Here is a 26656-nt window from a genome sequence, read left to right as displayed (position 1 = left end):
TTTTTATTTTAAAAATAGAATTTTTTTAAAACAAAACGTATACCATTTAAAAATCAAATTTTACTCTCACCCGAATACCGTGTTTCGGTACATCGGGTTGATCGAGGTAATTCAGCCGTTTAACGTAATCTACCCGGATGAATTTAAAGATATTCGTCAAGCCTACACTAGCTTCTACATAAGGTCTATTCCCAAATCCATATGTAATCGGTTCATCGTCTTCATTCTTCTGGAATTGAAATACGTTGTCCGTATAAGCAGGGTTATTTTCATTACGTAAATCACCATAAATCGCCTTGATACTGAACACTTCACGCCATTTTAATTTTTTTATCAAGGGTATCTTATTCAATAGGAACCCGTTCATATAATATTGTACATTTGCCGAGACAGAACGGTCACTTACAAATTCCAGGAAATTCATAAGATTATAAGACCGTAGTTGATAAGCATACGTTTGATTTGCCCGATGGATATTCAAAAACGGAAATGGGATATGATCTCCAAGAATATAATTCCCTTCTAAATTGACATCAGCATAGCCGAGTTGTGAAAAATAAAAGCGTTTATCCGCCCCTAAAGTGAAATTATGATAGTTGTATTCTCCTCCTAAAACATCTTTAAGGCCGGCGACATAGTTAAGATAAAAGATGGGGTATTTATTATATATAGGTGTGCGGTACAATTTGCCTTGATAAAATTCTTCATGAGGTGCATAGCGTAAACTGACTGAAAGTTCCGTTGTGTTGAGTTCATTAAACCGTCTATTATTTCCCTGTTCGTCCAACATTTGATACATCAATATGCCGGCTGGCTGTTGTCGCCATTTGGATACACCGATGAGGTAAGAGAAATTGTTTTCAAATTCGCGTTTGTATTCCAGACGGTAGATATCGTTATAAAGATAACGCTCGTTCTCACCCCGTTTAAACGATAACAAAAAATTGTCTTCTTGGACAAATTCCAGATTTTGTCCGGGGATTTTCGTGTCTCGCATAATAGACGCCCGTAGATAATGCTGCGGAAATGTATAGACTGATTTGTTATTGAGTGCATATGTTCCGCTAAAGAAATATTTCCATTTTTCGTCTTTAAATCCATAAGCAGTGTAAGCTTCGGCATAAAATCGTTTACTTAGTCTATCGGTAGTGCGTCCACCTATACGCAACCTAAAGCCTTCTACCGGATTAAAGCTGTAAAAAGTATTGACAGGGCCAATCTCCACCGGACCCGCTTGTTTATAGCCAGAGAGGACCAAAGCACTTATGTCCATGAAACGCTGAAAGGACGGAATGAGTTGTAAGGTGTCAATATTACGATATATGTTTTGTTCATTAGGTTTCAACGCAATCGGACGATGGGTCGACCAATAGGTTTCATCTAATGTCGTGTCATTTTCTGGAACAACTTTTACGACCGATGGACCTGCATAAAGACTGTCGGGTTGGGCAATACCGGTCCGGAAGTCATCGAAAGTTACGGTGCGGTTACCTTTAATACCTGTGCCTTTATCTGTTAACGAGAAATCCAATCCTAAAGAGCTTGTCTTTAGATAATAACGGTTGTTATCATCCTGCTCGAAGTCGAGTTTGACATCCAGGTCACGGACAAAGTTAAGATTGATGTCATCGGCCACACTGAGATCAGCACGTTTGACAGCATATTTCCCGTCTAAGGTGATATATAATTTACCTTGGAAAAGAAGATCAGCTTTATTCCGCGGAAAGAAGCTTAATTCGACCAAATAAGGGGTTTCCGTTTTAACAGTATCGGTGATATAGAATCTATAAAATGTAGGAGACGATCCGGCAATCGGACTTAAAAATTGATTTGTTACCAATTCGATATTGCTTTCATAGATATCAATATCTTGATAGAGTTTATTAAAATATGCACTTAGACCGTCATTGTCTACAAATTTGGGGTCGAATTGCGCGCGCTGTTCTGCTAAAATAAGTTGCTTCGTCGTATTTGGTCTTTTACGTGTATATACCTGCGACAATCTTTCTTCTATAAAGGCAGGAAGCGTATAGCCTCTTGTGCTGCTTCCCGTTTCCACGTCTTCTTTTTCAAATAGAAATTGGTAATTTTTAAATACTTTTCTGTTTTTGAATTTTTCGGATAGATTGCTCAAACCCAAAGAAACTTTCTCATATTGGCGATATTCGGCATATTCGTAAGATGCTATTCGATTTTCATCTTTATGTGCAATAACTTTTCGGATCAGTTCGACAGCTGGATTGTTTTTGTTAGAATATTTGGCTCGTCTCGGCGCTGTAATATTTACAGTTTCAATTGTATGTTCCTCCGGAACCAAGTAAACCGTTAATTCTTGATAGGTTTCACTGCTGATGCTTACATCTTGGGATTCATAGCCTACGAAGGAAATACGGATTTTGGAAAAATTCGGTTCGACTTTTAATATGAAATTCCCTGTATCGTCGGTCGACGCTGCAGTAGTGGATCCGACAGCGGCGACAGTGGCATACCCAATAGGTTCTTTATTGGTTACATCCATTACTTTCCCTTTTAAATGAAGGGTTTGTCCGAACGATAAAACGGAAACAAAAATGAATGCCATTAGCATCCCTAGCTTTAACCTATATGCTAATAGCCTGTTACTAATTGAAGTTGCGTGATAACTTGACATCGTATATCTCTTTATAACCCTCTGTTTGACTTTTGAACTAAGTAAGTCAGTTTTTTGAGGAAATCGAACAAAAGTAATAATACTTTAAATGATTTTGAAGAATGAAGTGTAACGTCAGGAGAATGTGACTTTTTCTTGATAAACTAGGGAAATAGTCAGTTTTTATTAGAAAGGATCTTCTGCAGTAAAGGTTGTTAGTTTTCCGGTTCCAGGATGAACGAATTGAATATAACCAGCATGGAGATGCAGTCTATCTGCCCGTCGGCCGTATAGATCATCACCCAGTATGGGCATATGGAGCCCTTGGTGATGGGCGGCATGTACACGAAGTTGGTGGGTACGCCCCGTCAATGGAAAAAAATGGATACGTGTATGCCCATTTTCATATGCAAGTACCTCAAACTTAGTTTTCGCAGGCTTACCGTGTTCATAACACACTACTTGCCGTGGGCGATCTTCTAAATCGACTCGAAGAGGCAAGTCGATAAAACCGGTTTTTTGTGTTAATATTCCATCCAGTATAGCAGTATACCGTTTTATGATCGTATGTTGTATAAATTGTTGTTGAATAAATTGATGTGCGTTTTTATGTTTGGCTAATACCAGAATACCGGAAGTAGACATGTCTAGCCGGTGAATAACAACAGGTCCCGAAATCTCGGGATATTGTTCTAATATTCTGGTATAGACTGAATCGGTAACATGGATACCCGGAACAGAAAGAAACTCCGAAGGTTTATTAATGACGATAATATCATGGTCTTCGTGAATAGTGTCAAATGTACGTCCCAGTGCCGGATTTATGCGCATCGGATCGGGTGCTACTTGTAAACCTTTTAACATGTGTGACAATATGGGCTCACATTTACTTTTACAGGCAGGATAGAAGTTTTTGTGTTTCCGAACTTCCGAAGATGGTGAAACTCCCCACCAAAATTCTGCCATACAGACAGGTTTTAGTTGATGCTGGTATGCATACTGGAGTAATTTTGGAGCGGCGCACTCTCCAGCGCCTGCTGGAGGAATAGGTTGCTTGCTCTCTGCAAAAATGGCTAACACATTTTTCGTTTCCTCTCTGGCATTCAAAAATTGATATTGCTCAAATAATCGTTGTTGCAGTGCAGCAGATTTTAATTTACGGTTGTATTTTAAATTTTCTATTTCCTGTTGCCTATCCTGAATTAATATTTCGATAGATTCTAGTTGTCCTTTCCATTTGCTTTTAAGAACCGCATATTCATGTTGGTCACGATAGCTTTGTTTGATGAGATCGGTTTCCAATAACTGATAGTCGGCTGCTGACAGTATATTCTTGCTTTCTATTCTTATTTTTTTTCGCTTTGTTTTTTCCATTTTCATATGGAGACGATAAGTTTTTAACTCTTCGTCAGCCTGTTGCTGAGTTTCTTTAAGCTGCTGGAGGAGCCTTGGGAAATCGGGAGAACCTTCCAAGGTTTCAATTTTCCGATTTAATGCGTTAATTTGTTTTTCTTCCTGCAAGAAGAAACTCTCTTTTGTCAGCATATCAAAAATAGGCGGTACAAAATAGCTGTGTTGATTTGTACCGGCAAGTTTTCCCGAACAGGCAGCCAGATAGCCCATTTGACCATCTTCATTTTCCACTACTAGCACACCGAACATCTTACCAATGCCAGAACCTTCCATTTTCTGTAAACCAAAGTTGTGCGTAAAATCTTGTTGCTTTTCGAGATAGACCTGCAATTCTTCAGCAGCTATTTTACTGAGTTCATCAGGTTCATAGGAAAAAGGAAAAGTGAACACTTGGGGCTTTGGTAATGCGGTAATGTCCGATCGAAAATGATGAAAAAAGGTAGGATTGCTGGCAAACATGCGGATGAAAAACTTTGAGTCACAAAAATAGGAAAAAACCAACAAAAACTCGTAAATTGTGTTAATCTGAAAGAGGATAGTTACCCACGTGGTCGCTTCTCTTGCACGAATAGATTTTTTAATTTTTACTTTAAATTTTTATAACATGAAAACGGATATGGAAGAAACAGACACAACTGTGCTTGAAAAAGCTTTAGCAGGCTCGTCAGGCATTGGTATTAAAGAAAAAGACTCACATGCTGTCGCTGTTATTCTGAATAAACTATTGGCTGATGAACATGTGTTGTATGTTAAAATCCGGAATGCCCATTGGAATGTGGAAGGACCTGATTTTCATTCGCAACATTTGTTTTTTGAAGGTTTATATGGTGAATTGGCGGAAACCATTGATGAAATTGCAGAACGTGTTCGTTCGATCGGTCATTATGCAGTGGGTACCATGAAGGAATTTCTGGAATTGACCCAATTGACAGAGAGACGCTATAAGAAAAATGATAGTCAAGGCCTTATAAAAGAACTGTTATCGGATTACGAAGCCATTATCGTAGCCATTCGTGAGCAGATAGATACAGTTGCTGAAAAGCATAATGATGCTGGAACAGAAGATTTCTTAGTTGGCATTATGGAAGCGCACGAAAAGACCGCATGGATGTTGCGCGCACATCTGCGCTAATAGGTGAACCAATATCTTTGATAGAGACGCAAAGGCTTACCGTATGGTAGGATATTGCGTCTCTATTTTTTTATTATATTTACCGTAACATAACCGTTTTTATATGAAGAAGTTTTTTCTAACTGTCCAGAAAGGGACAAGATCCAGCAATTTTGCGGCCTTGATTCTACGGATAGGTTTTGGTGTTTTAATGATTCCTTATCATGGCTATGTCAAGCTAGTTGAGTTTAATGAACGTAAAGATGAGTTTGTTGACTTATTAGGGCTAGGCGGTACCGTGTCGTTGAGCTTAGCCATATTCGCAGAATTTTTCTGTTCGATATTATTGATTATCGGTCTGTTTACCCGCTTGGCCACTATTCCTTTACTGGCAACCATGCTGGTCGCTTTTTCAGTACATAACTGGGAATTATTTGGGCAATATGAATTAGCCACTGCTTTTTTTATTGGTTATCTCTCGATTTTAACATTGGGCCCAGGCAAATTTAGTTTGGACTATCTGATTTTTAAGCGTAGAAGGTAAAGGTAGGAGCAAAACGGATTATTCCGTTTTGCGTTTCGGAAATTTCCGAAAAGTTTTTTTCCGGTTGTTTTTTTTCTTTTTAGTTCCCTTACGTGGTTCGTATGAAGGACCTTCTGCAAAAGCAGGAGGCAAGGGCATTTTCGGTATTTCTCTTTCGATCAATCGCTCGATACGGGCAAATCGATTTTGATCCTTTTCATTTATGAATGTAATGGCGGTACCCGTGGTTGCTGCTCTTGCCGTGCGTCCAATCCGGTGTACATAATCTTCCGGATCGGGAGGTACGTCGTAATTCACGACCAAGCTAATCCCAACAATATCGATACCCCGGGAAATAACATCCGTACCCACCAGCACCCTTATTCTTCTTGCCTTAAATCGTTGCATGATATCTTCCCGTTGTACCTGTTCCAGATCGGAATGGAAACCTTCTGCAACAATTCCCTTTTTAACCAACTCTTTGTTTAATCTTTTAACAATGTCTTTTTTTGAGGCGAAAATAATGACACTCTCATAAGCCGGATTATCTAGTATATGTTTGATAAGCTCCATTTTATGCTCATCATATACTAAATACGCTTGTTGGTCGATCCCCTCGGAAGGTTTGGAAATAGCTACGTTGACTTCCAAAGGCTGGTGAAGTATTTTCTTTGCCAGCGTTCGGATTTTCGGAGGCATCGTTGCAGAAAATAATAGACTTTGTCTCTTTTTGGGCAATGCGCTAATAATGCGCATGATATCATCATGAAACCCCATATCCAGCATACGATCTGCTTCGTCCAACACCAAATGTTCCAAATGGCTATAATCTACTTTCCCAGATCCCATGTGGGCGATAAGCCTACCTGGAGTTGCAACAATGATGTTTACCCCTTCTTGAATTGCTCTTCTTTGCTGTTCGTAACCTGCACCATCTCCACCACCATACACACATATAGAAGTGGCTCCGGTAAAATACCCAAATCCCATAATCTGTTGGTCGATTTGTACGGCGAGCTCCCGGGTAGGAACAAGGATAAGGCTATTAATCTGCTCTCGAGGGTTCTCGGCTATTTTGTTCAATAGAGGCAAGAGATAAGAAGCTGTTTTACCTGTACCTGTTTGTGCACAAGCGATGATATCTTTTCCGTTTAAAATAACCGGAATTGTTTTTTCTTGAATGGGTGTAGCTTCTTCAAACCCCATACTATCAAGTCCCTCCTCTAATGTGGGAGAGAAACCAAATTCAATAAATTTCAATATCTTAATTATTCATTTTGGCTAAAATTAGCGTAATAATTCGGATCAAACAAATTTTAAGTTGTATCTTTTTGAAAGATCTTTTTTAGCATAGGTGTATACCATATTCACACATTGGTGTGCGAATTCAATTTGTTTTTCATTAACAATAAGCGTTCTTTTTAATTGTTGTGTTAAAAAAATACCATTTTTTTTGGAAAAATGATAATTTGTTTGTATGTTTATCTAGTTGTTTATTACCAAGTAAGCAACCCTATGTGATAAGCAAAGAAATCGGCAGAGGTAGTGATACGGATTCCACCTCTAGATCAAAGATATTCCGTTCGCTTTTTCTAGCGGACATAAGTTTGTTTCATTTTGTTGTTTAGTAATCGAGTGATCGCTCAGAAGCCCCGCGGAAATCGCGGGGTGGATGGGCGTTGTGTTGGTCGTATTTGCTGTGATTGTTTTGTAGCTTCAATGCTACAAATAAAAATAATCAGCCGCCATCTTTTGTAGAACCACAAAACTTTTGTCTTTTTTACATTTTAAATTTTAACCTAGCGAAATAACCGTATCGTTGTTTCCTAAATCTATCTATAATAATTGTACGAAGTTGAAAAAATATGTTAGTGAGTATACTATACATGATAGCGGTTGGATTAAATACTTATGGTATTTACTTAAACCTCCGTTATAACAAAAAACGTTTCAGTCGACGCGTATTGCTCGTTCTGTTTTGCGGGTTGCTTCATATACTGATTGGCTATCTCGTTTTAGTATGCTATCCTCAACACCTATACTTATCTACTGCTTTTCCCCTAAGTATGCTATATGGTGCAGCATTTCTTTTTGTTTTCAAGGCATCGTTAGAACGACAGATGTCTAAAAGAGAATTACATACACTGCCATTTTTCATTGCCTTGATGATATACGTCGTTATGATACTATATGCCCCATGGCGATATCATTTCTATCATGAGTTTTATATGGGGCTGTATGTTATGTCATCGATTCTCTTTATTACCTATGTGTTGGCGATTGGGTTAGGATTTCACTCTGGACCTAATTATTGTCTGAAAACATTCGTAAAAGCCGAAAAGAAATCGTTTATTCCACTTTCCGTACTTGTTCTTGTAGTCGGTATAATGGTCATCATGGGAACAAGACCCGGCGACGTGGAGGCGTATTTGACATTTAATTTGATATTCTATATCTTGGTATTGTTCCCTATTATTAAACTGTCATTATTAAAAACAGATATACAAGAGGATGCAGTAGGAGAGAACTACGAGCGTATTAAGCCAAGTGTATCCGATATTACACAAATGGAGGATGTATTAGCAGAAGTAAAAGTGCCGTTTATTATTCCCAAAAATCTAGAACTGTCTTATAAGTTGGAGATTGAGAAGTTTATAGCTTCTAAAGCTTATCTTGATATTGACTTGAATAAAAATAGCTTCTGTGAGAGCATAGACATCCCTAAAGCACATGTTTCCCCATTTCTCAAACAGGTTTACGGTAAAAATTTCAATGGTTTTATTAATGAACTTCGGCTAGCTTACGCCGCAAAAGAGCTTAGTCGAGAGGAGCTCGTGTATACGATAGATGACCTAAGTTTTATTTGCGGATTTCGCTCTCGAGCATCTTTTTACCGAAATTTTATAGCAGCATTTGGCTGTTCTCCCCATCAATACCGTACAGGCCAGTTGGAAACCGCCCACTAAATTCCTGGTTTGTAACCTGTCAGATAATTTTTATTTTTTTGAAAGTTGTAGCGGAAATTCTATATTTGGCTATCTCCTCAGAAATATAGGTTTATTCTATTTTTCTAGATAAATAAAATTAATGTCAAATCATCGAGAGAGTTAACCAATCTGATGTCTCATTTTGTATGTAAGATTTTGCTTTTATGTACAAAACTCTTTCCTTTCCCGGAAAATATCCACTTTCCGATGCCCATCTATTGTATTTTGTGTTTTTAGGTAATTGGCTTATTACTAGTGAATTGAGTTCTGTTCTGTTTCCTTTGACTATGCGTTTGCTCTATATAGTTTTTTGAGATACGAAAATGAGATGTTTTTGTCGTTTTCTGCCTTGATATTTGTCGCTGTTTAATCGCCTTTATTTAAAAACCGGCATCACGTGAAAATGTTTTTGCTTTTTTATAAACAGGCATTTGTGAATTATAAAAGTTTAAAATCACATTATTATGTATTCTGATTATTATTTGTACTATTTGAGTTATCTCAGTTCGTTGTATAATGGTTACCCATTAATTGTCCGTATTACCGTCGTGATCGTCACGATCCTTGTCTTTATCACCATCTTCGGTATAGTTCGTCTATTGGTTATCGGGTATAAAATAAATAAGCGCGATAAAAGAAGGGGAAAGGTGAAAGAGCAATTCGAAGAAAAATTGACCTTCATTATGAGCAACGAGATCAACTATGATATTGAAGAAATTAAGAACTTACTTAATTACGACGAGAAAAAATCAAAAAAATGGAGATCAGAGATGTTGACGGATTTAGTATTGTCTGTACGTGATGATCTAAACAAAAAAGGAAAGCTAAATCAAATTAACTATAGGAATTGTTTAGAAAGTCTTCGACTAATGGGGTTTTGGGAGAAAAGGGTCCGAACTGCTGGTCTTTCAAAGAGGAGAGAGGCACTGCAGACTATGGGAGCACTGGATGTCGGTATTAATACCGGCGCACTTTCTAAATCGGTTTTCCATAAAAATAGCTATCTCCGTAAAACAGCAAGAAACGTATATACCGATCAGGATACCTATAATCCGTTTCGGTTTATGGAAGAGAATTTTGATGAATCGTTCACTCAATTAGATAAAATAAGGCTGCATGCCACGTTGGTGAAACGATCCCAAGAAGGGAAATTACCCAATTTGCTGCGGTGGGTAAACAACTCGAAGAATAGCAATTACATTGCTTTCATCATCCAAGAAATAGGCTTTTTTAAACAATACGAAGCGGCACCTAGTTTATTAGCGATGTTGGACAAACAGGAAAACCGGGATGTGCGCATGCAGATCATCCTAACACTAGGCGAACTCGGATATTATGAGTGTGTGACGGATTTAATCCAACGATACGCACTAGAATCTACACCCGTACGGGAAGCCATATCGAAAACGATGGGTAAGATACAGGGAGAAGAAACCCTTAGGTTTCTGGTGGATGCCTACCAGAATACTGATGATGATAACTTTAAGCTATCTATTGTACGGGCTATCAAGAATCACGGAAAGGATGGGGAAGCTAGTTTAAACATGCTGAAAGAAAAGGCTAGAAAAGAAGAACAAATTATTATCAATCAGGTTTTTGCCGAGAATATAGTTATTACAGGTTAATAGAGTTACGATGGTTTATTTTTTTACGTACCTGATTTATTTCTACGCAAGTGCTTTGGCCTTGTTTTATTTAGCGCTGATGATTATGAGTTATTTCAACACATTGCGCTATAGGTACCGTTATACAAAAAAAGAAGAAGAATATCTTAAAAATTACCCGGATGAAGCCCCAGGGATTTCTATTGTGGCACCGGCGTTTAACGAAGAGGTTATCATTATCGATAGTGTTCACTCGTTATTGAACTTGGAATATCCGAATTTCGAGGTCATTATCGTAAATGATGGTAGTAAGGATAAAACATTAGAGCTCATGCAAGAAGAGTTCGAATTGGAAGAGGTTCCTTATTATTATGTGTATAAGGTATATTGTAAGCCTGTGAAACGTGTCTTGCGATCTAAAAATCCGCTGTATAACAAATTGATTGTTGTCGATAAGGAAAACGGAGGAACAAAAGCGGATGCGATGAATGCGGGAGTGAACGTGGCACAATTCAATTATTTTATTAATACGGATGTGGATTGTATCCTTGCGGCCGATACCTTAAGTAAAATTATCCTTCCTGTTTTAGATGCCGATAAACACGTAATTGCTGTCGGGGCGACGATGCGGATGGTAAATGGCTGTACTATAGACAAAGGACGTATTACCCGTGTTAAACCTCCAAACCGTATAATTCCATTATTCCAGGAAACAGAATACTTACGTTCTTATTTGGTGGCAAAAATGGGGTGGTCTTTAGTCAATGCGATTCCAAATGTATCTGGGGGATTTGGGTTGTTTGATACAAATGTCGTTATCGGAGCGGGCGGATTTGATTCGGGTTCTCACGCAGAGGATATGGATATGACGACCCGTATGGTGGCGTATATGCGTGAAAATCGTAAACCCTATCGCATCGCCCAGTGTCCTTATAGTTTGTGCTGGACAGAAGGGCCTCCAAACTTGAAAGTACTTAACCGACAGCGGACACGCTGGGGACGCGGGATGTTACAGTTTATTATCGACCACAGGCGATTTTTGTTCAATAGGGATTACGGCCGATTGGGATTTGTGGTAATGCCTTATATCCTACTGTTTGAATTTTTAGCGCCTATCATTGAGTTTACAGGTTTCTTTTTTCTACTTTTTTTGGCGATAACAAGCCAAATAAATTACGATACGTTCTGGATGATGTTGCTATACGCCTATTTAATAGGTTTCTCGGTCTCGATCATTACGATATCCTATGACCTGGTACTAGGTAAACTATACAAACGATTTTGGGAATATATGAAACTGGTGCTGTTTTCCGCTTTTGAAGCGATTCTCTACCACCCGTTAGTAGTCATATTTACGCTAAGGGGATATATCCAGTATTTAACAAGAAGTAATTTCAAATGGGGACAGATGACCCGCCAGGGCTTCTCTCCGTCTAATAAAGCTAATAATAAGGTAAGCAATGCGAAAGAGATTTAAATACGCTAAACTGATTGTCTTTTTTATAGGGGCTGTATGCTTTTATCAGCCCGTATATGCTCAACGTGCCGGTACGACAGTAGAACGAAATGATGAGGCACACGAAATAAATGAACTTTATAAACAGGGGAAATGGGAAGAAGGTAGGAAAATAGCGGAGGACGAGTTGAAACAAAATCCCAAAGATTCCGATATGCGCATGTTGTTGGGGAAATATTACCTACATCGTCAAACGTATGATAAAGCACGTTATGAATTGGTGAAATCATTGGAGTATGCTCCTGCGAATGTCGATTCAAAGCATATGTTAGTTACGGTAGAAACAGAAACACAGCGCTATTCAAGTGCGATTTGTTATATCAATGAACTTTTGGAGGTAAATCCCTATTGGAAAGGTTTATGGAGAAAAAAAATAGAACTGTATCGCATCATGGGCAACCATGTGGAAGCAGATCGCCTGCTCAAACGTATATCGCAGATATATCCCGAAGACAGTGAGCTTCAGGCAGACAAGGCTTATGCTTTTGAACAACGTTCGGTAGAGGTCCAAAAATCCGGCAAGTTAAACGAATCCATTGATATGGGGCGTAAGCTGGTAGACGATCAGCCGCAACAGCACGGTTCTTATGTAACTGTTATCGATAATTATATTAAAGCAGGAGACTATAACAATGCCTTGGTATATGCGGAACGAGGAATCAACCAGTTCCCGGGAAACTCGGTGTTCGTGCAAAAGAAAGTCGCCATACTAGAACATCAGCAACGATATTCAGAAATATTGAGTTTTTTGGATGACCAAATGAAACGTGGTGGCGGAGGTAATCTCCGGAACCAATACAATTATTTTCTTCTGGAAGCGGCACGGGCAGCTAAGGGCAACAATCCGGCATCCCTATATGGAAAGATTTTTGAAGGGTCGCCGGGTAATAAAGAAGCCTTTGATTATGTCTTTAACAATTTGGTAGCGGAACAACAATATGAAGAATCCATCGCTGTGTTAGAGAGACACCGAAGAAGTGCAGGCAGTAGCAAAGAGCTGGATATGAAAGAGCTTATGGTATATAAGCGTATGGAAAACCACCCCCGTGTGGCTGCGCTGACAAGAGCGTACTTTGCCAAATATCCCAATGATGCCGATCTACAGGAATCTTTTGTGACGATTACATTACAGCGTGCAAAAGATAATATGCAGGATGGTAAAATTTCGGACGCTATCGTAGACTGGCGCGATATTATCCAATATGGAGATGATGAATCCATCAGGATTGCTCAACGTGGACTGTACAATGCGTATGTAACGGAAAAGCGCTATCAGGAAGCTGTCATGGCATTGGATGACATGTTGTTGGATCGTCCGGGAGATATGGATTTGCTTGTGAAAAAGGCAGATATGTATTACCAACAGGGACGATACGAGTACGCTTTAACTGTTTACGAACAAGTGTTGGGTTTGGCTTCTCCACAGGAACGTGAACGACATGTAATCGGTTATGGAGAATTTGTTTCACCCGTTATCAAGAATTTACGAGAAACATATCGGTTGGAGGAAGCACGGAAATATACGGAAAGATGGCTGGCTATTGATTCCAGAAACCAAGAAGCGTTGTTGAATATGATCAATCTATGCTATCAGCTAAAGGATAAAGAAGCTATGTTGCGGTATGCCCAAATGGCAGAAGAACAACATTCGGATGATATTGCATTTAAGATTAAGTTAGCGGAGGCTATGAATCATAAAGCCGAGCAGTTATCCGATTCATGGGCATTGTTACACGATCAAGTGAGATTAAACCCTTTCCACGAACCTTTGGTGAATACATTCAGCCACACAACAGAGGAGTATGCAGGTGTATTGTTGAAAGAAAAAGATCATCAATTGGCATTGTCCGTTATCGACACAGCGTTGTGGTACAAGGATGATAATAAAGCCTTGAAATATATGAAGGGGCTTGCCTACGAGGGATTGAAACAATATGATTCCGCTTATCATTATCAACAGTTTTATGAGCCGTCTCTATTGGAATTTGAGGAGTTTAAAACGCACTTGAATTATTTAAGTCAACGCTCGTTTAAAAATAATGTTGGTTTTGCCCACCTAAGGGCACGTTATGGTGATCATTATGCCATTACATCGATCTCCACAGTCGAATATACACGCTTATTGGATAATGGTTCTTCTTGGACCGGGCGCGCTAATTATGCCGGGAGAGAAGAGGGAAAAGGTATACAGGGGCAGGTGGAATGGGGTAAACCTTGGACAGATAAGCTATCTTCGCGGATAGACCTGGCGCTTTCCAACAAATTTTTTGCAAAAATAGCCGCAAATGCAGCGGCGATGTATGAATTTAGACCTACGTGGGAGGCAGAAGCGGGTGTTGGTTTCCGCCGGTTTTTTTCCGGAGAGAACCTGGCAAATCTTAATTTAGGTGTAGCGAAAGATTTAGATGATTGGCGACTATCTGCTAAACTGGGAAACTTCTTTTTAGACAGTGAGGGAGAAGTGAGCTATCTCTACAGCTTCATGGGACGTGCACAATATTTTATGTCGAATCCCAGAAACTATATTCTAGCGTTCGGAAGTGTTGGAAATACGCCGGATGTGGATCTTTTAGATCGTCAACTGTATAATAGTTTTAATGTGTTCAATGCGATGATCGGCGCAGGTATGGGACGTTCCATTACTAAAAATGTAAGCGGAAATGTTATCGGTTCCTGGTACAATTTTCAGACGGACAAATCCGTGGTAAACGCCTCTTTTAGAAACTTGTATAATTTATATTTTCAATTGAATGTGTCGTTTTAAGCTTAAGTGTATCGTACTGTCGATTCTAATGCTTTATGGCAGCTGTATAGGTAAGGGAAAGCCAACCTTTGATTTTTCAAAACACGATTTCCTTATTTCTTCCAACGGAGATAAGTGGAGTGCGGATGCAGCCGATTATTTATACAACCATCTGTTAAAACGGGTGCAGAAAGATGGAACATTCCAAATTACGCGGAGTGATGATACAAATAGAGAATATAAAGGTGAAACAGTTTATTTAGAAATTGTTCCAGATCTAGCAGATGATTACGAGATAAAAAATGAAGAAGGCAGGTTATCTATTTTTGGAAAAGATAAGGCAACGATGGTTTGGCTAAGCTATATGCTTATCGATAGGATGGCCGCATTTCATAATCATATTGATGTCTCTGATTTGGCACCGGGCTATATTGACTTTCAAAGTGGCGTAGGGAAATTTACTATGCGATACCGGGAGCCGCACCTCCTACCTAATACCGATCCAGATTATGCGGGTACGTTGGGAACCCATAGTGTAGATAAGGATTGGGGGCTTTGGGGACATAATCTGGAAAAGGTTTTCGTAGATGGGGCAGAAGATAGTTCCTACGCCTGGGTAGACGGAAAGCGCAACAAACAACAGTTCTGTTTTTCTTCGGAATCTACATTTAAGGCAATAAAAAATTTCGTCATAGACGAATACGGAGATGGGAAAGAAAGCTCAAAGTGGTTTATGATTGCGCCGAATGACAATGAATTGGTCTGCACCTGCTCCGCATGTAAAAAGGCAGGCAATACGTCCAATATGGCGACAGGTTCGGTTGTTAGACTGCTTAACAGATTGGCGAAGGAATTTCCGAAGCACTATTTCTTTACCATGGCTTACCTAACTACAGCGGAAGCGCCAGATATTCCGATGGAAAGTAATAGTGGTGTGTTCGTCAGTACCATAGATTTGCCAAAACGTCCTGCTTTGGAAAGCAATGATGTCAGCGTACACGCATTTGTGAGACTATTAAGCGCATGGAAAGAAAAAACAGGCAATATCTATATCTGGGATTATGTCTCGAATTTTGATGACTATCTAACACCTTACCCTGTATTGTCACGTCTACAGTCTAATCTTCCTTTTTTTATGGCACAAGGTGTTAATGGTATGTTCCTCAATGGAAGCGGTTATGACTATTCATCTTTTGATGATGTAAAAACGTATGCCATGGCGGCGCTGTTGCACGATTCGTCATTATCCGTAGAGCGGCTTGTCAAAGATTATTTTCAACGGTTCTACCCCGTGACGAACGAATACCTGTCGTCTTATTATCTGACGTTAGAACATCAAGGGATATCTGGAAATAAGGAACTTCCCATCTATACGTCGTTTCGTAACGCAGAAAGGCTCTTTTTTAATAGTAAGGAATTCTTACAATTATACGAGACATTGCGTAAAGCACTGCTCCGTCTGGATGGCGAAGAGCGGAATCGGATTGATAAGCTTCTGACTGCATGGAGCTACACCTATCTTCAGGTTTTGTATCACGGAGGGTATTCTGTGAATGGGTTTTTAGAGAAAAACACAAACGGCTGGAAAGTATCTGATAACGTAAGCCAACCATTTAATAGATTGAAAGGCTATCAAAAATACGAGGATTTGAAAAAATATAAAGAAAGTCAAGGTGAGATAGCAACTTACGTCAGTGAATGGGAGAGATTGTTAAAAACAAATGTAGGCTCAAATAAGCGTTTGTCTGATCTCCGGGTGACGGAATTAAATAAAAGAGAGATATTGGAAGAGGGAGACTTACTGGGCGACCAAGTTTTGGGGTTTTCTTCAGACTTTAATCAAGGTTGGTTCCTGAGTTCAAAAGATATAGAGGTCGAAGGAGAGATCGGAAGCGAAATTGACAATATAAAAAAGGTGAGGCTACGCTTTCTAATTAATCAACGACATAGGATGCTCGCCCCAGCGGAAGTCGAGATATTAAAAGCAGGCGTAAGCCAAGGAAAGGTATCCGGGAAATCGTATAAATACCAAGGGAATATGGCATATATGGAATTTCCCATAAACCTGAAGTCAGGTGAAAAACTACAGATAAAAATTCGAAAGAGTAAACAAATTGAAAATTCAGTTATTGCTTGTGATGAAATACAACTATTTTAAAATGATAATGTGCATGGTCTGTGTATGGACGTCTGTCGGGTGTATGAATTTAGCCGATAAAAAAACGACCGTGGAAATAAAAGATAATAAACGACATTATTATCCTATTCTGGCGGGGCAGCAGAAAGATATTTCTTTTAACCTGAAGAATACGGGTGAGCACCCATTAATGATAACTGATATCATAACTTCATGTGGCTGTCTAAAAGTCAATGATGATAAAAATACATTTAGCGTTCCACCAGGAAAAGAACGTCTATTAACGTTGAGTTATAATAGTTCAAAGAATGTAGGATATGTAAAACATTATGTAACACTCTATGGAAATTTTGTGTCGGGGGAAATACAGGAAATCGAATTTGATATTAATGTAGTGCCAAATGCCATGTATACGAAAGACTACGAAGAGCTGTACAAAGAGGAGGTTGATGCAGAAGGCGGATTTAAACGATTTGTAGATGGGGACGAGAATAATAAAGGATATTATATGGATGAAGATTTTGATAAAAGCATACATGAAAACAGATAGTTTGTAACTCAAAGAGATACATTGTAGTCCTTTGGGATTAAAATCGATGTAGATAGTCTGAGGGTGTTTTTGACACTCCTGGAAATTTATTGGGCATTATATTTGTTGCAAGTGGGTAAGTGTTATATTTTTCAATCGATTATGTAAAATATCGGTTAACTTAATTACCCAACTTTGTATGAATATAGACATCTATGATCCTAAGGAGCTATTAAATGTATTGATAAATATAGAAAGTGAATTAGAAATGGCTATGAATAAACATTGCCCTGATTCACGTTTTTCAATTGATGTTGATCCCGACAAGGCGCTTGAAAGTTTTTTGAATCGGCAGGATGTAAAGGGAAATGAAGTGGGTTTTTTGTCTACTCAAATTGCGTTATTGCATCTGCGTCGCGAAGTTGAAAAGACCAAGGGAGTGGTTGTCGATACAAATAATCTGCGGGCATGGGAAGATTTTCACCAGAGGGATAACGACAAAGGAAATCAAAAGAAAGTAGAAGAAAAGGCGATAGCTGGATTATCCATAGGGACCGGGCTTAACTATGTGATGTTGGCCATTACACTAGCATCTATTATGATAATGGGTTATTTTTTTCTTTTCAACTGATCGGCATAGGACGTGAATAATGTCCTGTACTGACAAGGACATTATTCAACCTAGTTAGCATGAGAAAAAAAGTAATTTTATGTTATTTTTTCTGGAGTATTATTAACCTAGCATATGCACAGAAAAAGAGTTTTAATGAACGTTATGTAGAAGTTTCGGTGTCGCTGATTGCAACCGATATTCAACAAGCAAGGCGTGTGTCTGACTCGCTTTTAAACGTCGCGAAGACAGATGAAGAACGGGCAAAAGCATATATGCTTTCCGCCAATATACATAAGAATCTGGAAGAGAGGGCTTTTGCCATTCAGCAGGCTACATATGCAGATGAAATAGCGAAAGCTTCCCTTAATCCCACGTGGCAAGCTGGTACAGCTGGCTTTTTATCCACTTCATTTCGGGAAGTAGGCTTACTTAAAGCTGCCGCACGGTACATCAATCAGGCAGAGGAAGCAAATAACAAGCTCGTGGATAACCCAATGCACATCCTGACGAAAATCAATATTTTTCATGAACGGGCGTTTCAGGCTATGGCTGCAGGGGATTATGAAAAAGCTGAAAATGCTGTATTGAAGGCAAGTAAATTTATAACTTTTAGCGGAGAAGAGGACAAACATTCGAGATTGATTAAAGCTACTAACCATCAGCTTTTGGGATTATGTTATCTTTATTTAGGGAGTTTAAAAGAGGCTGAGAAGATGTATCAGTCGTCCCTGAAGCAGATCGGAGATGAAGAAAGCAACTTGAAGCCGTACATTTTTCGGGGATTGGCAGAAATAGCTTTAGCCCAAGACAGTGTTGCAAAAGCCAAGGAATATTTAGGGCGTGCTGCACCTTATTTGGAAACAAGCGGATTTGAGGAGTTGAAGGCAAATGTTTATCGTACGTTCACGAAATATTATTGGAAAATAGGCGATATCGATAATGGCAAAAGATATGAAGATCTATTGACAAAAATAAAAGATGAACAAGAGAGGGAAGCTAGAAGAGTGTCAGATGAACTTTTCGAGGAAATGTACAACGCTAAAGAAAGCTATAGAAGTAAGTTTAAAATAGCGGTGATTACATTATTTTGTTTGGCTATTATGGCTATATTTTTGGCTCTATATGTCTTTTTTCTCCGCAGAACTAAATCTACTGATGCCGTCATGGAAGACGATGAACGTATCACATCCAAAAATCCCGAACTATTGAACACAGATAACGGTGAGATAAGGGATATTAACATGTCTAAAGAAACGGAGCAGCGTTTATTAAGAGATATAGATCGATACGAAGAGGAACTTTATTTTTTAGATAAAAATATTTCACTTAGTTCTATCGCGAGATCACTGAATACAAATCAACGCTATGTTTCTTATATTATTAGGAAATATAGGGGAAAAGATTTCTACAGTTATATTCAATCTTGTCGTATACAGTTCATTATAAATCGTATCAAGGCAGACCCAGCGCTCCTCGATTATAAACTGGCACATCTGGCAGATATGAGTGGTTTTGCCAACCTCAGCAAATTCTCCATTGCATTTAAAGCAGAAACTGGTTTGCCTCCCTCTGCATTTGTACACTTTCGAAAGAAAGAATTAGGTAGAGGTTGAGGATCAATTGCTCACTCCACTGAAAGTCTTTCTCTTTGGCGAAAATATGACGCTATGGATGATGTGTTTATTTTATAGTTAACGTGTTGTTATTCAATATTTTTCATTTTTGTTTGATTGTTTTTTAATTAGGGAAATAGGATTTGAGACAGGGTTTTGAGACATAGATTCACGAATAGTTAACCTACTTTTGTGATGTCTTTTATCAAGAAAAGATAGTATTTGTTTGCTCAACATGTTTTACCAGTAGTGGTATAATTTTCATAGGTAGATTGGAATGATGGTATGGTCTCCCCGGCCGTATCATCTTCCTTAATTTGAAAAGAAATGGAGAGCCTTAATAATAGGGGATTATTGACCGCATTCTATTCGGATAATAAAAGACATAGATCGATGACGATAATTATGATTCATGAGAAGAAGGAGTTGACTAGCTGATATTAGACCATGAAAAAGACAAAAAAGGATATTGAAATAGAAGCAGTAAAAGCTATTGTTTCAGGCGAATTATTTTTGGAGGAAGCTATGCATAAGTATTATGTTAAAGACAGAAGAACCATGATAAAATGGTTAAAGAAATGGCACTTAGGAGACCGTTTTCCAAAAAAATTGAAAAATATATAATCTATAAATACTAACGAAGAACATGAAGATTAAAAAACAACAAATTATGAATTGGCCTGCTTACATAAGCATTGCTTTGTTGGCTCTAGCATGTACAAAAGCGCCAGACGACGATTTAATTGATGATGTAGAAGAACTACCCATCCTCGATGAGTCAATACCAGCTGTTATTCCGCATATATACATCAACATAGATGGAAATGCAGAAGTTATAGAGAAAGATACGTATCTGTATGCTGAAATTCAAATCGAAGGTAATGGAAAATATAATGACATTGGAACTGAATCTATTGTAAGAACGCGCATCAAGGGGCGTGGAAACTCAACTTGGGGCCGCCCCAAAAAGCCGTACCGTTTGAAGCTGGATGAGGCGGCGAAGGTATTGGGACTTCCAGAAGCAAAAGATTGGGTGTTATTGGCAAATTATTATGATTATACATTCATGACGAATGCAGTGGCAATGAAAATTGCTAAACAATTGGGCATGCCTTATACAAACGACATTATTCCAGTAGACTTAACTATCAATGGTGAATACCGTGGGAACTATAATTTGACGCAACAGATCGAGGTAAAAAAGAACCGGGTTGATGTTGGGGATGACGGTATTTTATGGGAGTTGGACAAGTATTTCGATGAGGATCCTTGGCAGTTCAAATCAAACCACTTGAACTTACCGGTGATGCTAAAGGATCCAGATATGGAGTCGCAGGCACAATTCGATCAACACATAAAAGAATTTCAAAATTTTGAAGACCTACTATTTGCCAGCAATTTTCCTAACAATAATTATGGTAACGTTTTTGACAAACAACAATTTATCAATTTTCTTATTGTGAATAATTTGACCAGGAATGCTGAAATTAACCATCCCGGAAGCACCATGATGCACAAGAGATCCGGTGGAAAATTTACGATGGGTCCCATATGGGATTTTGATTATGGTTTTGGCCTAGATGAAAGAACATATCTCTATTTCAATTACGTTGAATTACCGTTAACAACGGAAAACGACGATCGTCCGGGATCTGAATTGTATAAACGCTTGTTAAAAGATCCTGAATTGCGAAAAATTTATCATGATACATGGAAACATTATCGCAATACGAAGTTTGATGAACTTATGAGTTTCATCGAGCATTATGCGGCGACGATCCGAGAATCACAAAAGAAAGACTTTGAAGTGTGGGGATTTGGAAACCGTCGAGGGGATTGGAAAGCTGGAGAACAGGATGATTTAGGAAAAAGCAAAGCTGACCTCAAAACATGGCTTAGAAAACGTGTGAAGTATATCGATGGGGAGATGTCCAAGCTTTAAAAGGCACGGCTTCATAAAGCGTGTAAAACTAGGTCTTGCGCGCTTTACGGTTAATCCTCTTTTTCGTAGCCACCCATACAATCCATGCAGGCATTAGCATATGCATCATATTCGTCATAAGCAGCACCTACTTTCCCAAACAATGTAATAATCCGATCCAATCTTATTCTAATGCCCGTATCCAATAATATAAAAACACCTTCGGATTTGTTTTCTTCCAGTTTAACAACTTGTCCCAATGCCTCATCAACCTGCTGGTCATGGTTAAAAAAGAATATTTTACCCCTACGTGCTTTTTTGATCTCTTCTTCTACGGTCTCACGGTATTCCCAGGCCACCGGGAGATAGGCATTGTTGGAAGATATGTTCTTATTATTCATAATGCGTTTAATCTGTTCTATACGATCAAAGGGTTAGTTCAACCTTCTCACCTGTTTTACTGGATTTATAAATAGCATCTATTATTTTTAAATCTTTTAAGCCTTCTTCACCGTCAACCGGTATAATAGGTTCTTTTCCCTCCAGGATAATAGAAGCCATCTCCTCCATTTGTAAGGTTTGATGGGTAATGTGCTGTTGGGTAAGTTTGCCTTTATGCGTTCGGCCTTCGATCGGTCCGTAACCAGTAGAGGGTTGCATCTCCGCAAAACCTTTTTCGCCGTTCAAGAAAAATCGATCAAGATTATTCATATTATATGTAGATAAGCAGGAAGATATGGCACCGCTTGGAAAACCCAGTTGAAATAATATTGTTTCATCCACATCCTCCTTAAATTTTACAGGGTCTGTCTTCATTTCCTGCGCCGTCACCCATATGGGTTCTTCCCCGACCATGTAGCGGGCGCCATTGACAGCATAAATCCCAATATCCATCAAAGAACCTCCGCCAGCTAGCGCTTTATCCAATCTCCATTGGTTAGGGTCGCCAATCCGAAAACCACTCTGTCCTTGGAAGAAAAGAATTTTACCGAAATCACCATTTTTTCTCATCTTGACGACTTCGAGTGTTTTTGGTTCAAAGTGCAGACGATATCCCACCAATAACTTGACGTTAGCATCCTTACATGCCTGAACCATTTCTTCCCCCTCTTTGGCATTTAAACCCATTGGTTTCTCGCAAATCACATGTTTCCCAGCTTTAGCGGCTCGTATGACTTGATCATGATGCAGCGCATTCGGCGTAATTACATATACCGCATCGATATCCGGATTATTCTTTAAGTCATCAAAATTTTCGTAATTGTAGCAGTTTTTCTCTGGAATTTGGTATTTCGATTGCCATTCCTTAACCTTCGCAGGTGTACCGCTGATCACACCCACCAATTTAGCTTTTTTGCACGCCTTCATAGCCTCTGCAACACGTGTTCCATATCCACCAAGCCCCATAATAGCCACCCGTAAAATGGGACCATCATAGGGTTCGCTATCAAAACGAAATAAGTCAAATTGCCATACTGAAGGGAGTAAAGGTAACGCCATGGCCGAATAAGTAATCTTCTGGAGAAAGTCTCTTCGTGTACGCATAGTGGTCGAGTTTAGTGTTTTATCATCTTATAGTTAACAATAAAAGGAAGAAAAGGTTTAAAAGTGGGTTTCTTTGTGAAAATCGAATAATCTAAACCTTTTTACGGTTCAATATGTTCATTTAAAAACAGATAAGACTATGGTATTACCGATTATATTTGCGGTTCTGTTTATTGCACTTGGAATTTTCTTCGTGATCAGGAGCCAAAAGAAGAAAGAAACGCGTAAACCCAGATGAGGCTGAGCGGGATAATGGAAAATATACGTTCAATACCTCGTACATGGAAGTGGATAGGAGGGGTTCTGCTATTAGTGCTTATAATAGCATTGTCATTAGGTGGATATTACGCACGTAATTGGAAGCCTAAAATCAAAGCAAAATTGGAAGAAGTTGTCCAACAAAAGAGCAAGGGTCTGTATACGTTGACTTATGACGATATAGAGCTGCATATCTTAACTGGTACTGTCCGTCTAAAGAATGTAGAACTGTTTTCTGATTCAATAGTTTACCATGAGCAGATTGCGTCGAAGACCGCACCAGATAATCGTTTCCATGTCAAATTAGAATCCTTAGAAGTGGAAGGTGTGAGCCTCTGGTCAGCTTTAATACGCAAAAAGTTATTTATCAGACATGTCGCATTGAGCGGAGCGGACTTGCTCGTGCTTACTGAATCCCATGTTTATAACGAGACAGTCAAGCGTGATAGTACTACTTCGTTGTATGACCGTATTAAAGAGACATTCAAGGCGATACAAGTAGATAAAGTGAGTCTAGACCGTTTTAATATCGTGTATTCAAAAACAGAAAGCGGTAATACGAACGAGATAAAAGCGGACAGCGCACAATTCCGATTTTATGATATTCTGGTAGACGAAAACTCAGCACAAGATTCCACACGACTCTATTATTTTAAAGCGCTACAAGTAGATGTTCCTAAGTTTCAATACGAGATTCCGAACAGCCCTTATAAAGTAGGTTTTGATCGGCTGATGTTAGATAGCAAGGAAGACAAACTATTGCTAACTAAAATCAACTTAGCACCGAAGATTAGCAAAGTGGATTATTTCCGGAATGATAAGGAGAATAAAGCGCTGATTTTTCTAGACTTTGATACTATTCGATTGGAAAAGATCCGATTTCGAGAGATATTCGATAGCCAGCGGATTTCATCTAGATATGTATATGTGATGGGGGGTAAAACCTCTTTTCACAAAGACAAACGCTTTCAAAAAGATAATGTAAACAAGATAGGAGAGGCGCCACATCAAAAAATAATGGCCGTTAATCAACCTTTTTGTTTCGATACCGTTTTCGTAAAAAATGTAGATCTTTCCTATCATGAGATGAGCGGAAAATACCTTCGTGAAGGTATTCTTACTTTTCAACAGGCGCACGGTCATCTGACGAATGTTACCAACGATACAAGTCAATTAGAAAAGGATAAATTCATGCGAGCAGATTTGCAGGCAAACCTAATGGGGTCAGGAAAATTGCATGCCTTATTTGGCTTCGATATGCTTAGCAAAGATGGTCGTCATTCTTACGCAGGGACATTGGGAAACATGGAAATATCAGCCTTTAATCGTATAATTACACCGTTACTCAATCTACAGTTTGCTTCAGGTAATATACGCCGTATACGCTTTGACATGCAAGGAAATGACTATAGAAATTGGGGCAAATTTTATTTTGATTACGATCAACTTAAAGTGAATCTTTTATACCCTCCGGATGAGGAAACCAATAAAAGAGGAAAGCGCGGGATTCTCACTTTCTTAATCAACCAGCTTTTGCTCAATGATAGTAATCCGGATGCAAATGAAGTATATCACATTGGAGAGGTAGATTACGAGCGTGTACCCGAATATTCTCACTTTAAAACTATTTGGAAGAGTCTTCAAGAAGGGTTACAGCAAACGGTCGGTTTAAGCGAAAGTACCAAACGGAAACTGAAGGAAAGGGAATAGGGCTGTCCGATTATAGAGAATTACTTATTTTTGTGGCATGTCAAAACCACTTATTGTTATCGTTGGAACGGGACCTGCGGGATTAATAGCCGCGCAGCAGCTAGCAATAAAGGGATTTGAGGTGCATATCTATGAGCAGAATAAGGCCGCTGCACGTAAATTTTTGGTGGCTGGTCATGGTGGGTTTAACCTGACGCATAGCGAAGACATCGATACGTTTATCGGGAATTATGATAAGATCGAAATACAACGTATCGTGAAATATTTCAATAACAAAGCGACCGTTGAGTGGCTCGATAAATTGGGAATTCCGACATTTATCGGTAGTTCTGGTAAGATATTTCCAGCCAAAGGAATAAAGCCTATACACGTATTACAAGCTATACTCAATAAATTAGCAGATGCCGGTATAAAAATTCACTATGGCCATCGTATGGTTGATTTTAATGAAAGAGAGATCACCTTCGTTCAGCAAAACGAATACATACAGATCCCTTATTATAAATTAATTTTGGGGCTAGGTGGGGGATCTTGGTCTAAAACAGGTTCAGATGCAAAATGGGTGAATCTATTTAAGGCAAAAGATATCCAGGTTAATGCACTTCAACCTGCTAACTCCGGTCTGAATACAAAAGATAAATTTTACACGCTTGCCGGCCAAGTATTAAAAAATATTCAGTTAAAATTTGCAGGTCACGAGAAATCGGGAGAGATAGTATTCACTTCATATGGTATTGAAGGGGCTCCTGTCTATTATCTAAATCGCTTTCTTCGTAAGTTGTCGTTTCCAAACCAGTTATTTTTAGATTTAAAACCTGCTTATACGGTAGCTTCTATCGAAAAGGTGCTCGAAAACAAAGGAAATGTAACATCTATTCTTAGAGACAGATTAAAGTTCTCGCAGACGACAATACAGTTATTACGATTTTTGGATAAAGAAACGTATACCGATTCCGGCAAATTAGCATCTGCAATCAAGAATTTCCCGATTGAGGTTGTTTCTTTTAGACCTATTGATGAGGTTATTTCTACAGCTGGGGGAGTTTCTTTTGCGGAGTTGTCTAATTCTCTGGAACTCATAAAATATCCTCATGTTTTTTGTGTTGGTGAAATGCTCGATTGGGAGGCACCAACAGGAGGCTATCTATTGCAAGCCTGCTTTAGTTCCGGTGTATGGGTGGCGGATAATATAAAGTAAAAAAAATCTTAACAAAAGCGGCTTCTCGTTGTTATATAAATAATATAAAATAACACAATATGAGCACAGAAAATCTTTATAACCAAGAAGCGATAGAGAAGTTAAAGAAAATTGTTGATCAGATTGATATCGGTATGTTAGGAACATATCCAAAAGATATCGATTATATCCATGCTGTTCCGATGAGCAGGCAGGAAGTTGATGAGGAGGGGAATATATGGTTCCTGTTTTCTTCGGAAAGTGAAACGCATAAATATCTACAGGAGAATGCTAAAGTTAGCTTATTATATGCTGATGTCCGCAATTATAGTTTTCTTAGTATCAATGGCGCTGCTGAAATTAGTCAAGACCAAGCAAGGATAGAAAAATATTGGAATAAGATGATCGAAGGTTGGTTTGACCGCGGAAAAGAAGATCCCCGTATACGCGTGTTAAAGGTTGTTCCGGATGAAGCTCACTATTGGGACACAAAATCAAATAAATTAGTGACCTTTTTTAAGGTAGCGGCGCGCGCTATTACGGGAAAAGACATCGAAACTGGCGAACAAGGTGATTTAAATATATAAAAATCTAAACGTCGCAATCGAAGTCATAAGTTCATTGAAC

Annotated in this window: 20 protein-coding genes; 15 read left to right on the top strand and 5 right to left on the bottom strand. The window is 38.8% G+C overall.

Annotated features, from left to right (window positions below):
- Positions 1 to 46 precede the first annotated feature (46 nt).
- Entirely contained in the window at positions 47 to 2581 is a 2535-nt protein-coding gene (locus tag H8B21_RS15045) for a DUF5686 and carboxypeptidase-like regulatory domain-containing protein (RefSeq protein WP_223815056.1), read from the bottom strand.
- A gap of 234 nt (positions 2582 to 2815) precedes the next feature.
- Complete coding sequence (locus H8B21_RS15040; RefSeq protein ID WP_190314575.1) at positions 2816 to 4501, bottom strand: RluA family pseudouridine synthase; 1686 nt, start codon at positions 4499 to 4501, stop codon at positions 2816 to 2818.
- A gap of 145 nt (positions 4502 to 4646) precedes the next feature.
- Between H8B21_RS15040 and H8B21_RS15035 the strand changes: the two genes are divergently transcribed.
- Positions 4647 to 5174, top strand: a complete 528-nt coding sequence (locus H8B21_RS15035) for a Dps family protein (RefSeq protein WP_223815055.1) — start codon at positions 4647 to 4649, stop codon at positions 5172 to 5174.
- A gap of 103 nt (positions 5175 to 5277) precedes the next feature.
- Positions 5278 to 5697 (top strand): DoxX family protein, encoded by a 420-nt coding sequence (locus H8B21_RS15030; RefSeq protein ID WP_190314574.1) that lies wholly within the window; start codon positions 5278 to 5280, stop codon positions 5695 to 5697.
- An 18-nt stretch (positions 5698 to 5715) separates the two neighbouring features.
- Here H8B21_RS15030 and H8B21_RS15025 read toward each other — a convergent pair whose 3' ends face one another.
- Positions 5716 to 6936 (bottom strand): DEAD/DEAH box helicase, encoded by a 1221-nt coding sequence (locus tag H8B21_RS15025; protein ID WP_190314573.1) that lies wholly within the window; start codon positions 6934 to 6936, stop codon positions 5716 to 5718.
- Positions 6937 to 7541: 605 nt separating this feature from the next.
- Here H8B21_RS15025 and H8B21_RS15020 point away from each other — a divergent pair.
- The 10 genes from H8B21_RS15020 to H8B21_RS14975 all read left to right on the top strand — a co-directional run bounded on the left by H8B21_RS15020 (position 7542) and on the right by H8B21_RS14975 (position 21360).
- Entirely contained in the window at positions 7542 to 8642 is a 1101-nt protein-coding gene (locus H8B21_RS15020; protein ID WP_190314572.1) for a helix-turn-helix transcriptional regulator, read from the top strand.
- Between the two features lie 485 nt (positions 8643 to 9127).
- Positions 9128 to 10288, top strand: a complete 1161-nt coding sequence (locus tag H8B21_RS15015) for a HEAT repeat domain-containing protein (RefSeq protein ID WP_190314571.1) — start codon at positions 9128 to 9130, stop codon at positions 10286 to 10288.
- 10 nt (positions 10289 to 10298) lie between these two features.
- Positions 10299 to 11744 carry a glycosyltransferase family 2 protein gene (locus tag H8B21_RS15010; RefSeq protein WP_190314570.1) on the top strand — a complete coding sequence of 482 codons (1446 nt, stop codon included), beginning with the start codon at positions 10299 to 10301 and terminating at the stop codon, positions 11742 to 11744.
- Positions 11728 to 14547, top strand: coding sequence for a tetratricopeptide repeat protein (locus tag H8B21_RS15005; RefSeq protein WP_190314569.1), 2820 nt, complete (start codon positions 11728 to 11730; stop codon positions 14545 to 14547). Before H8B21_RS15010 ends, H8B21_RS15005 begins: the two co-directional genes overlap by 17 nt.
- A 28-nt stretch (positions 14548 to 14575) precedes the next feature.
- A complete protein-coding gene (locus H8B21_RS15000) occupies positions 14576 to 16684 on the top strand; it encodes a DUF4838 domain-containing protein (protein WP_190314568.1) in 2109 nt (702 codons plus the stop codon).
- Positions 16685 to 16727: 43 nt separating this feature from the next.
- Complete coding sequence (locus H8B21_RS14995) at positions 16728 to 17213, top strand: DUF1573 domain-containing protein (protein WP_190314567.1); 486 nt, start codon at positions 16728 to 16730, stop codon at positions 17211 to 17213.
- 178 nt (positions 17214 to 17391) lie between these two features.
- Positions 17392 to 17823: a hypothetical protein gene (locus H8B21_RS14990; RefSeq protein ID WP_190314566.1), complete on the top strand. Its 432-nt coding sequence runs from the start codon at positions 17392 to 17394 to the stop codon at positions 17821 to 17823.
- Positions 17824 to 17882: 59 nt separating this feature from the next.
- A complete protein-coding gene (locus tag H8B21_RS14985; protein ID WP_190314565.1) occupies positions 17883 to 19418 on the top strand; it encodes a helix-turn-helix domain-containing protein in 1536 nt (511 codons plus the stop codon).
- 447 nt (positions 19419 to 19865) lie between these two features.
- Positions 19866 to 20042 carry a hypothetical protein gene (locus H8B21_RS14980; RefSeq protein WP_190314564.1) on the top strand — a complete coding sequence of 59 codons (177 nt, stop codon included), beginning with the start codon at positions 19866 to 19868 and terminating at the stop codon, positions 20040 to 20042.
- A gap of 22 nt (positions 20043 to 20064) precedes the next feature.
- Positions 20065 to 21360, top strand: coding sequence for a CotH kinase family protein (locus H8B21_RS14975; RefSeq protein ID WP_190314563.1), 1296 nt, complete (start codon positions 20065 to 20067; stop codon positions 21358 to 21360).
- Positions 21361 to 21410: 50 nt separating this feature from the next.
- On the opposite strand, the gene H8B21_RS14970 is transcribed toward H8B21_RS14975, so the two are convergent.
- Positions 21411 to 21740, bottom strand: coding sequence for a hypothetical protein (locus H8B21_RS14970; RefSeq protein WP_190314562.1), 330 nt, complete (start codon positions 21738 to 21740; stop codon positions 21411 to 21413).
- 25 nt (positions 21741 to 21765) lie between these two features.
- On the bottom strand, positions 21766 to 22884 hold the full coding sequence (locus tag H8B21_RS14965; protein ID WP_190314561.1) for a Gfo/Idh/MocA family protein: 1119 nt from the start codon (positions 22882 to 22884) through the stop codon (positions 21766 to 21768).
- 252 nt (positions 22885 to 23136) lie between these two features.
- Between H8B21_RS14965 and H8B21_RS14960 the strand changes: the two genes are divergently transcribed.
- Genes H8B21_RS14960 through H8B21_RS14950 form a run of 3 tightly spaced genes read left to right on the top strand, consistent with a single transcriptional unit; the run spans position 23137 to position 26616 of the window.
- On the top strand, positions 23137 to 24852 hold the full coding sequence (locus H8B21_RS14960; RefSeq protein WP_190314560.1) for a hypothetical protein: 1716 nt from the start codon (positions 23137 to 23139) through the stop codon (positions 24850 to 24852).
- A 37-nt stretch (positions 24853 to 24889) separates the two neighbouring features.
- Positions 24890 to 26050 (top strand): BaiN/RdsA family NAD(P)/FAD-dependent oxidoreductase, encoded by a 1161-nt coding sequence (locus tag H8B21_RS14955; RefSeq protein WP_190314559.1) that lies wholly within the window; start codon positions 24890 to 24892, stop codon positions 26048 to 26050.
- Between the two features lie 59 nt (positions 26051 to 26109).
- The gene (locus tag H8B21_RS14950) at positions 26110 to 26616 is read left to right on the top strand and encodes a pyridoxamine 5'-phosphate oxidase family protein (protein ID WP_190314558.1); all 507 of its coding nucleotides are present in this window, start codon (positions 26110 to 26112) and stop codon (positions 26614 to 26616) included.
- Positions 26617 to 26656: the final 40 nt, after the last annotated feature.

The organism is Sphingobacterium chuzhouense (assembly GCF_014692525.1).
GTDB lineage: Bacteria > Bacteroidota > Bacteroidia > Sphingobacteriales > Sphingobacteriaceae > Sphingobacterium > Sphingobacterium chuzhouense.
Note: the sequence above shows the minus strand (reverse complement) of the source record. Positions and strands in the feature narration are given on the sequence as shown.

Excerpts from the sequence above, each read along its gene's own strand:
- H8B21_RS14990 (WP_190314566.1), top strand. The coding sequence starts at position 17,392 with ATGAATATAGACATCTATGATCCTAAGGAGCTATTAAATGTATTGATA.
- H8B21_RS15045 (WP_223815056.1), bottom strand. The coding sequence starts at position 2,581 with ATGGCATTCATTTTTGTTTCCGTTTTATCGTTCGGACAAACCCTTCAT.
- H8B21_RS15000 (WP_190314568.1), top strand. The coding sequence starts at position 14,576 with ATGCTTTATGGCAGCTGTATAGGTAAGGGAAAGCCAACCTTTGATTTT.
- H8B21_RS14995 (WP_190314567.1), top strand. The coding sequence starts at position 16,728 with ATGAATTTAGCCGATAAAAAAACGACCGTGGAAATAAAAGATAATAAA.
- H8B21_RS14965 (WP_190314561.1), bottom strand. The coding sequence starts at position 22,884 with ATGCGTACACGAAGAGACTTTCTCCAGAAGATTACTTATTCGGCCATG.
- H8B21_RS14955 (WP_190314559.1), top strand. The coding sequence starts at position 24,890 with ATGTCAAAACCACTTATTGTTATCGTTGGAACGGGACCTGCGGGATTA.
- H8B21_RS15040 (WP_190314575.1), bottom strand. The coding sequence starts at position 4,501 with ATGTTTGCCAGCAATCCTACCTTTTTTCATCATTTTCGATCGGACATT.
- H8B21_RS14950 (WP_190314558.1), top strand. The coding sequence starts at position 26,110 with ATGAGCACAGAAAATCTTTATAACCAAGAAGCGATAGAGAAGTTAAAG.
- H8B21_RS15010 (WP_190314570.1), top strand. The coding sequence starts at position 10,299 with ATGGTTTATTTTTTTACGTACCTGATTTATTTCTACGCAAGTGCTTTG.
- H8B21_RS14980 (WP_190314564.1), top strand. The coding sequence starts at position 19,866 with ATGAAAAAGACAAAAAAGGATATTGAAATAGAAGCAGTAAAAGCTATT.
- H8B21_RS15015 (WP_190314571.1), top strand. The coding sequence starts at position 9,128 with ATGTATTCTGATTATTATTTGTACTATTTGAGTTATCTCAGTTCGTTG.
- H8B21_RS14985 (WP_190314565.1), top strand. The coding sequence starts at position 17,883 with ATGAGAAAAAAAGTAATTTTATGTTATTTTTTCTGGAGTATTATTAAC.
- H8B21_RS15035 (WP_223815055.1), top strand. The coding sequence starts at position 4,647 with ATGAAAACGGATATGGAAGAAACAGACACAACTGTGCTTGAAAAAGCT.
- H8B21_RS14975 (WP_190314563.1), top strand. The coding sequence starts at position 20,065 with ATGAAGATTAAAAAACAACAAATTATGAATTGGCCTGCTTACATAAGC.
- H8B21_RS15020 (WP_190314572.1), top strand. The coding sequence starts at position 7,542 with ATGTTAGTGAGTATACTATACATGATAGCGGTTGGATTAAATACTTAT.
- H8B21_RS14970 (WP_190314562.1), bottom strand. The coding sequence starts at position 21,740 with ATGAATAATAAGAACATATCTTCCAACAATGCCTATCTCCCGGTGGCC.
- H8B21_RS15030 (WP_190314574.1), top strand. The coding sequence starts at position 5,278 with ATGAAGAAGTTTTTTCTAACTGTCCAGAAAGGGACAAGATCCAGCAAT.
- H8B21_RS14960 (WP_190314560.1), top strand. The coding sequence starts at position 23,137 with ATGGAAAATATACGTTCAATACCTCGTACATGGAAGTGGATAGGAGGG.
- H8B21_RS15005 (WP_190314569.1), top strand. The coding sequence starts at position 11,728 with ATGCGAAAGAGATTTAAATACGCTAAACTGATTGTCTTTTTTATAGGG.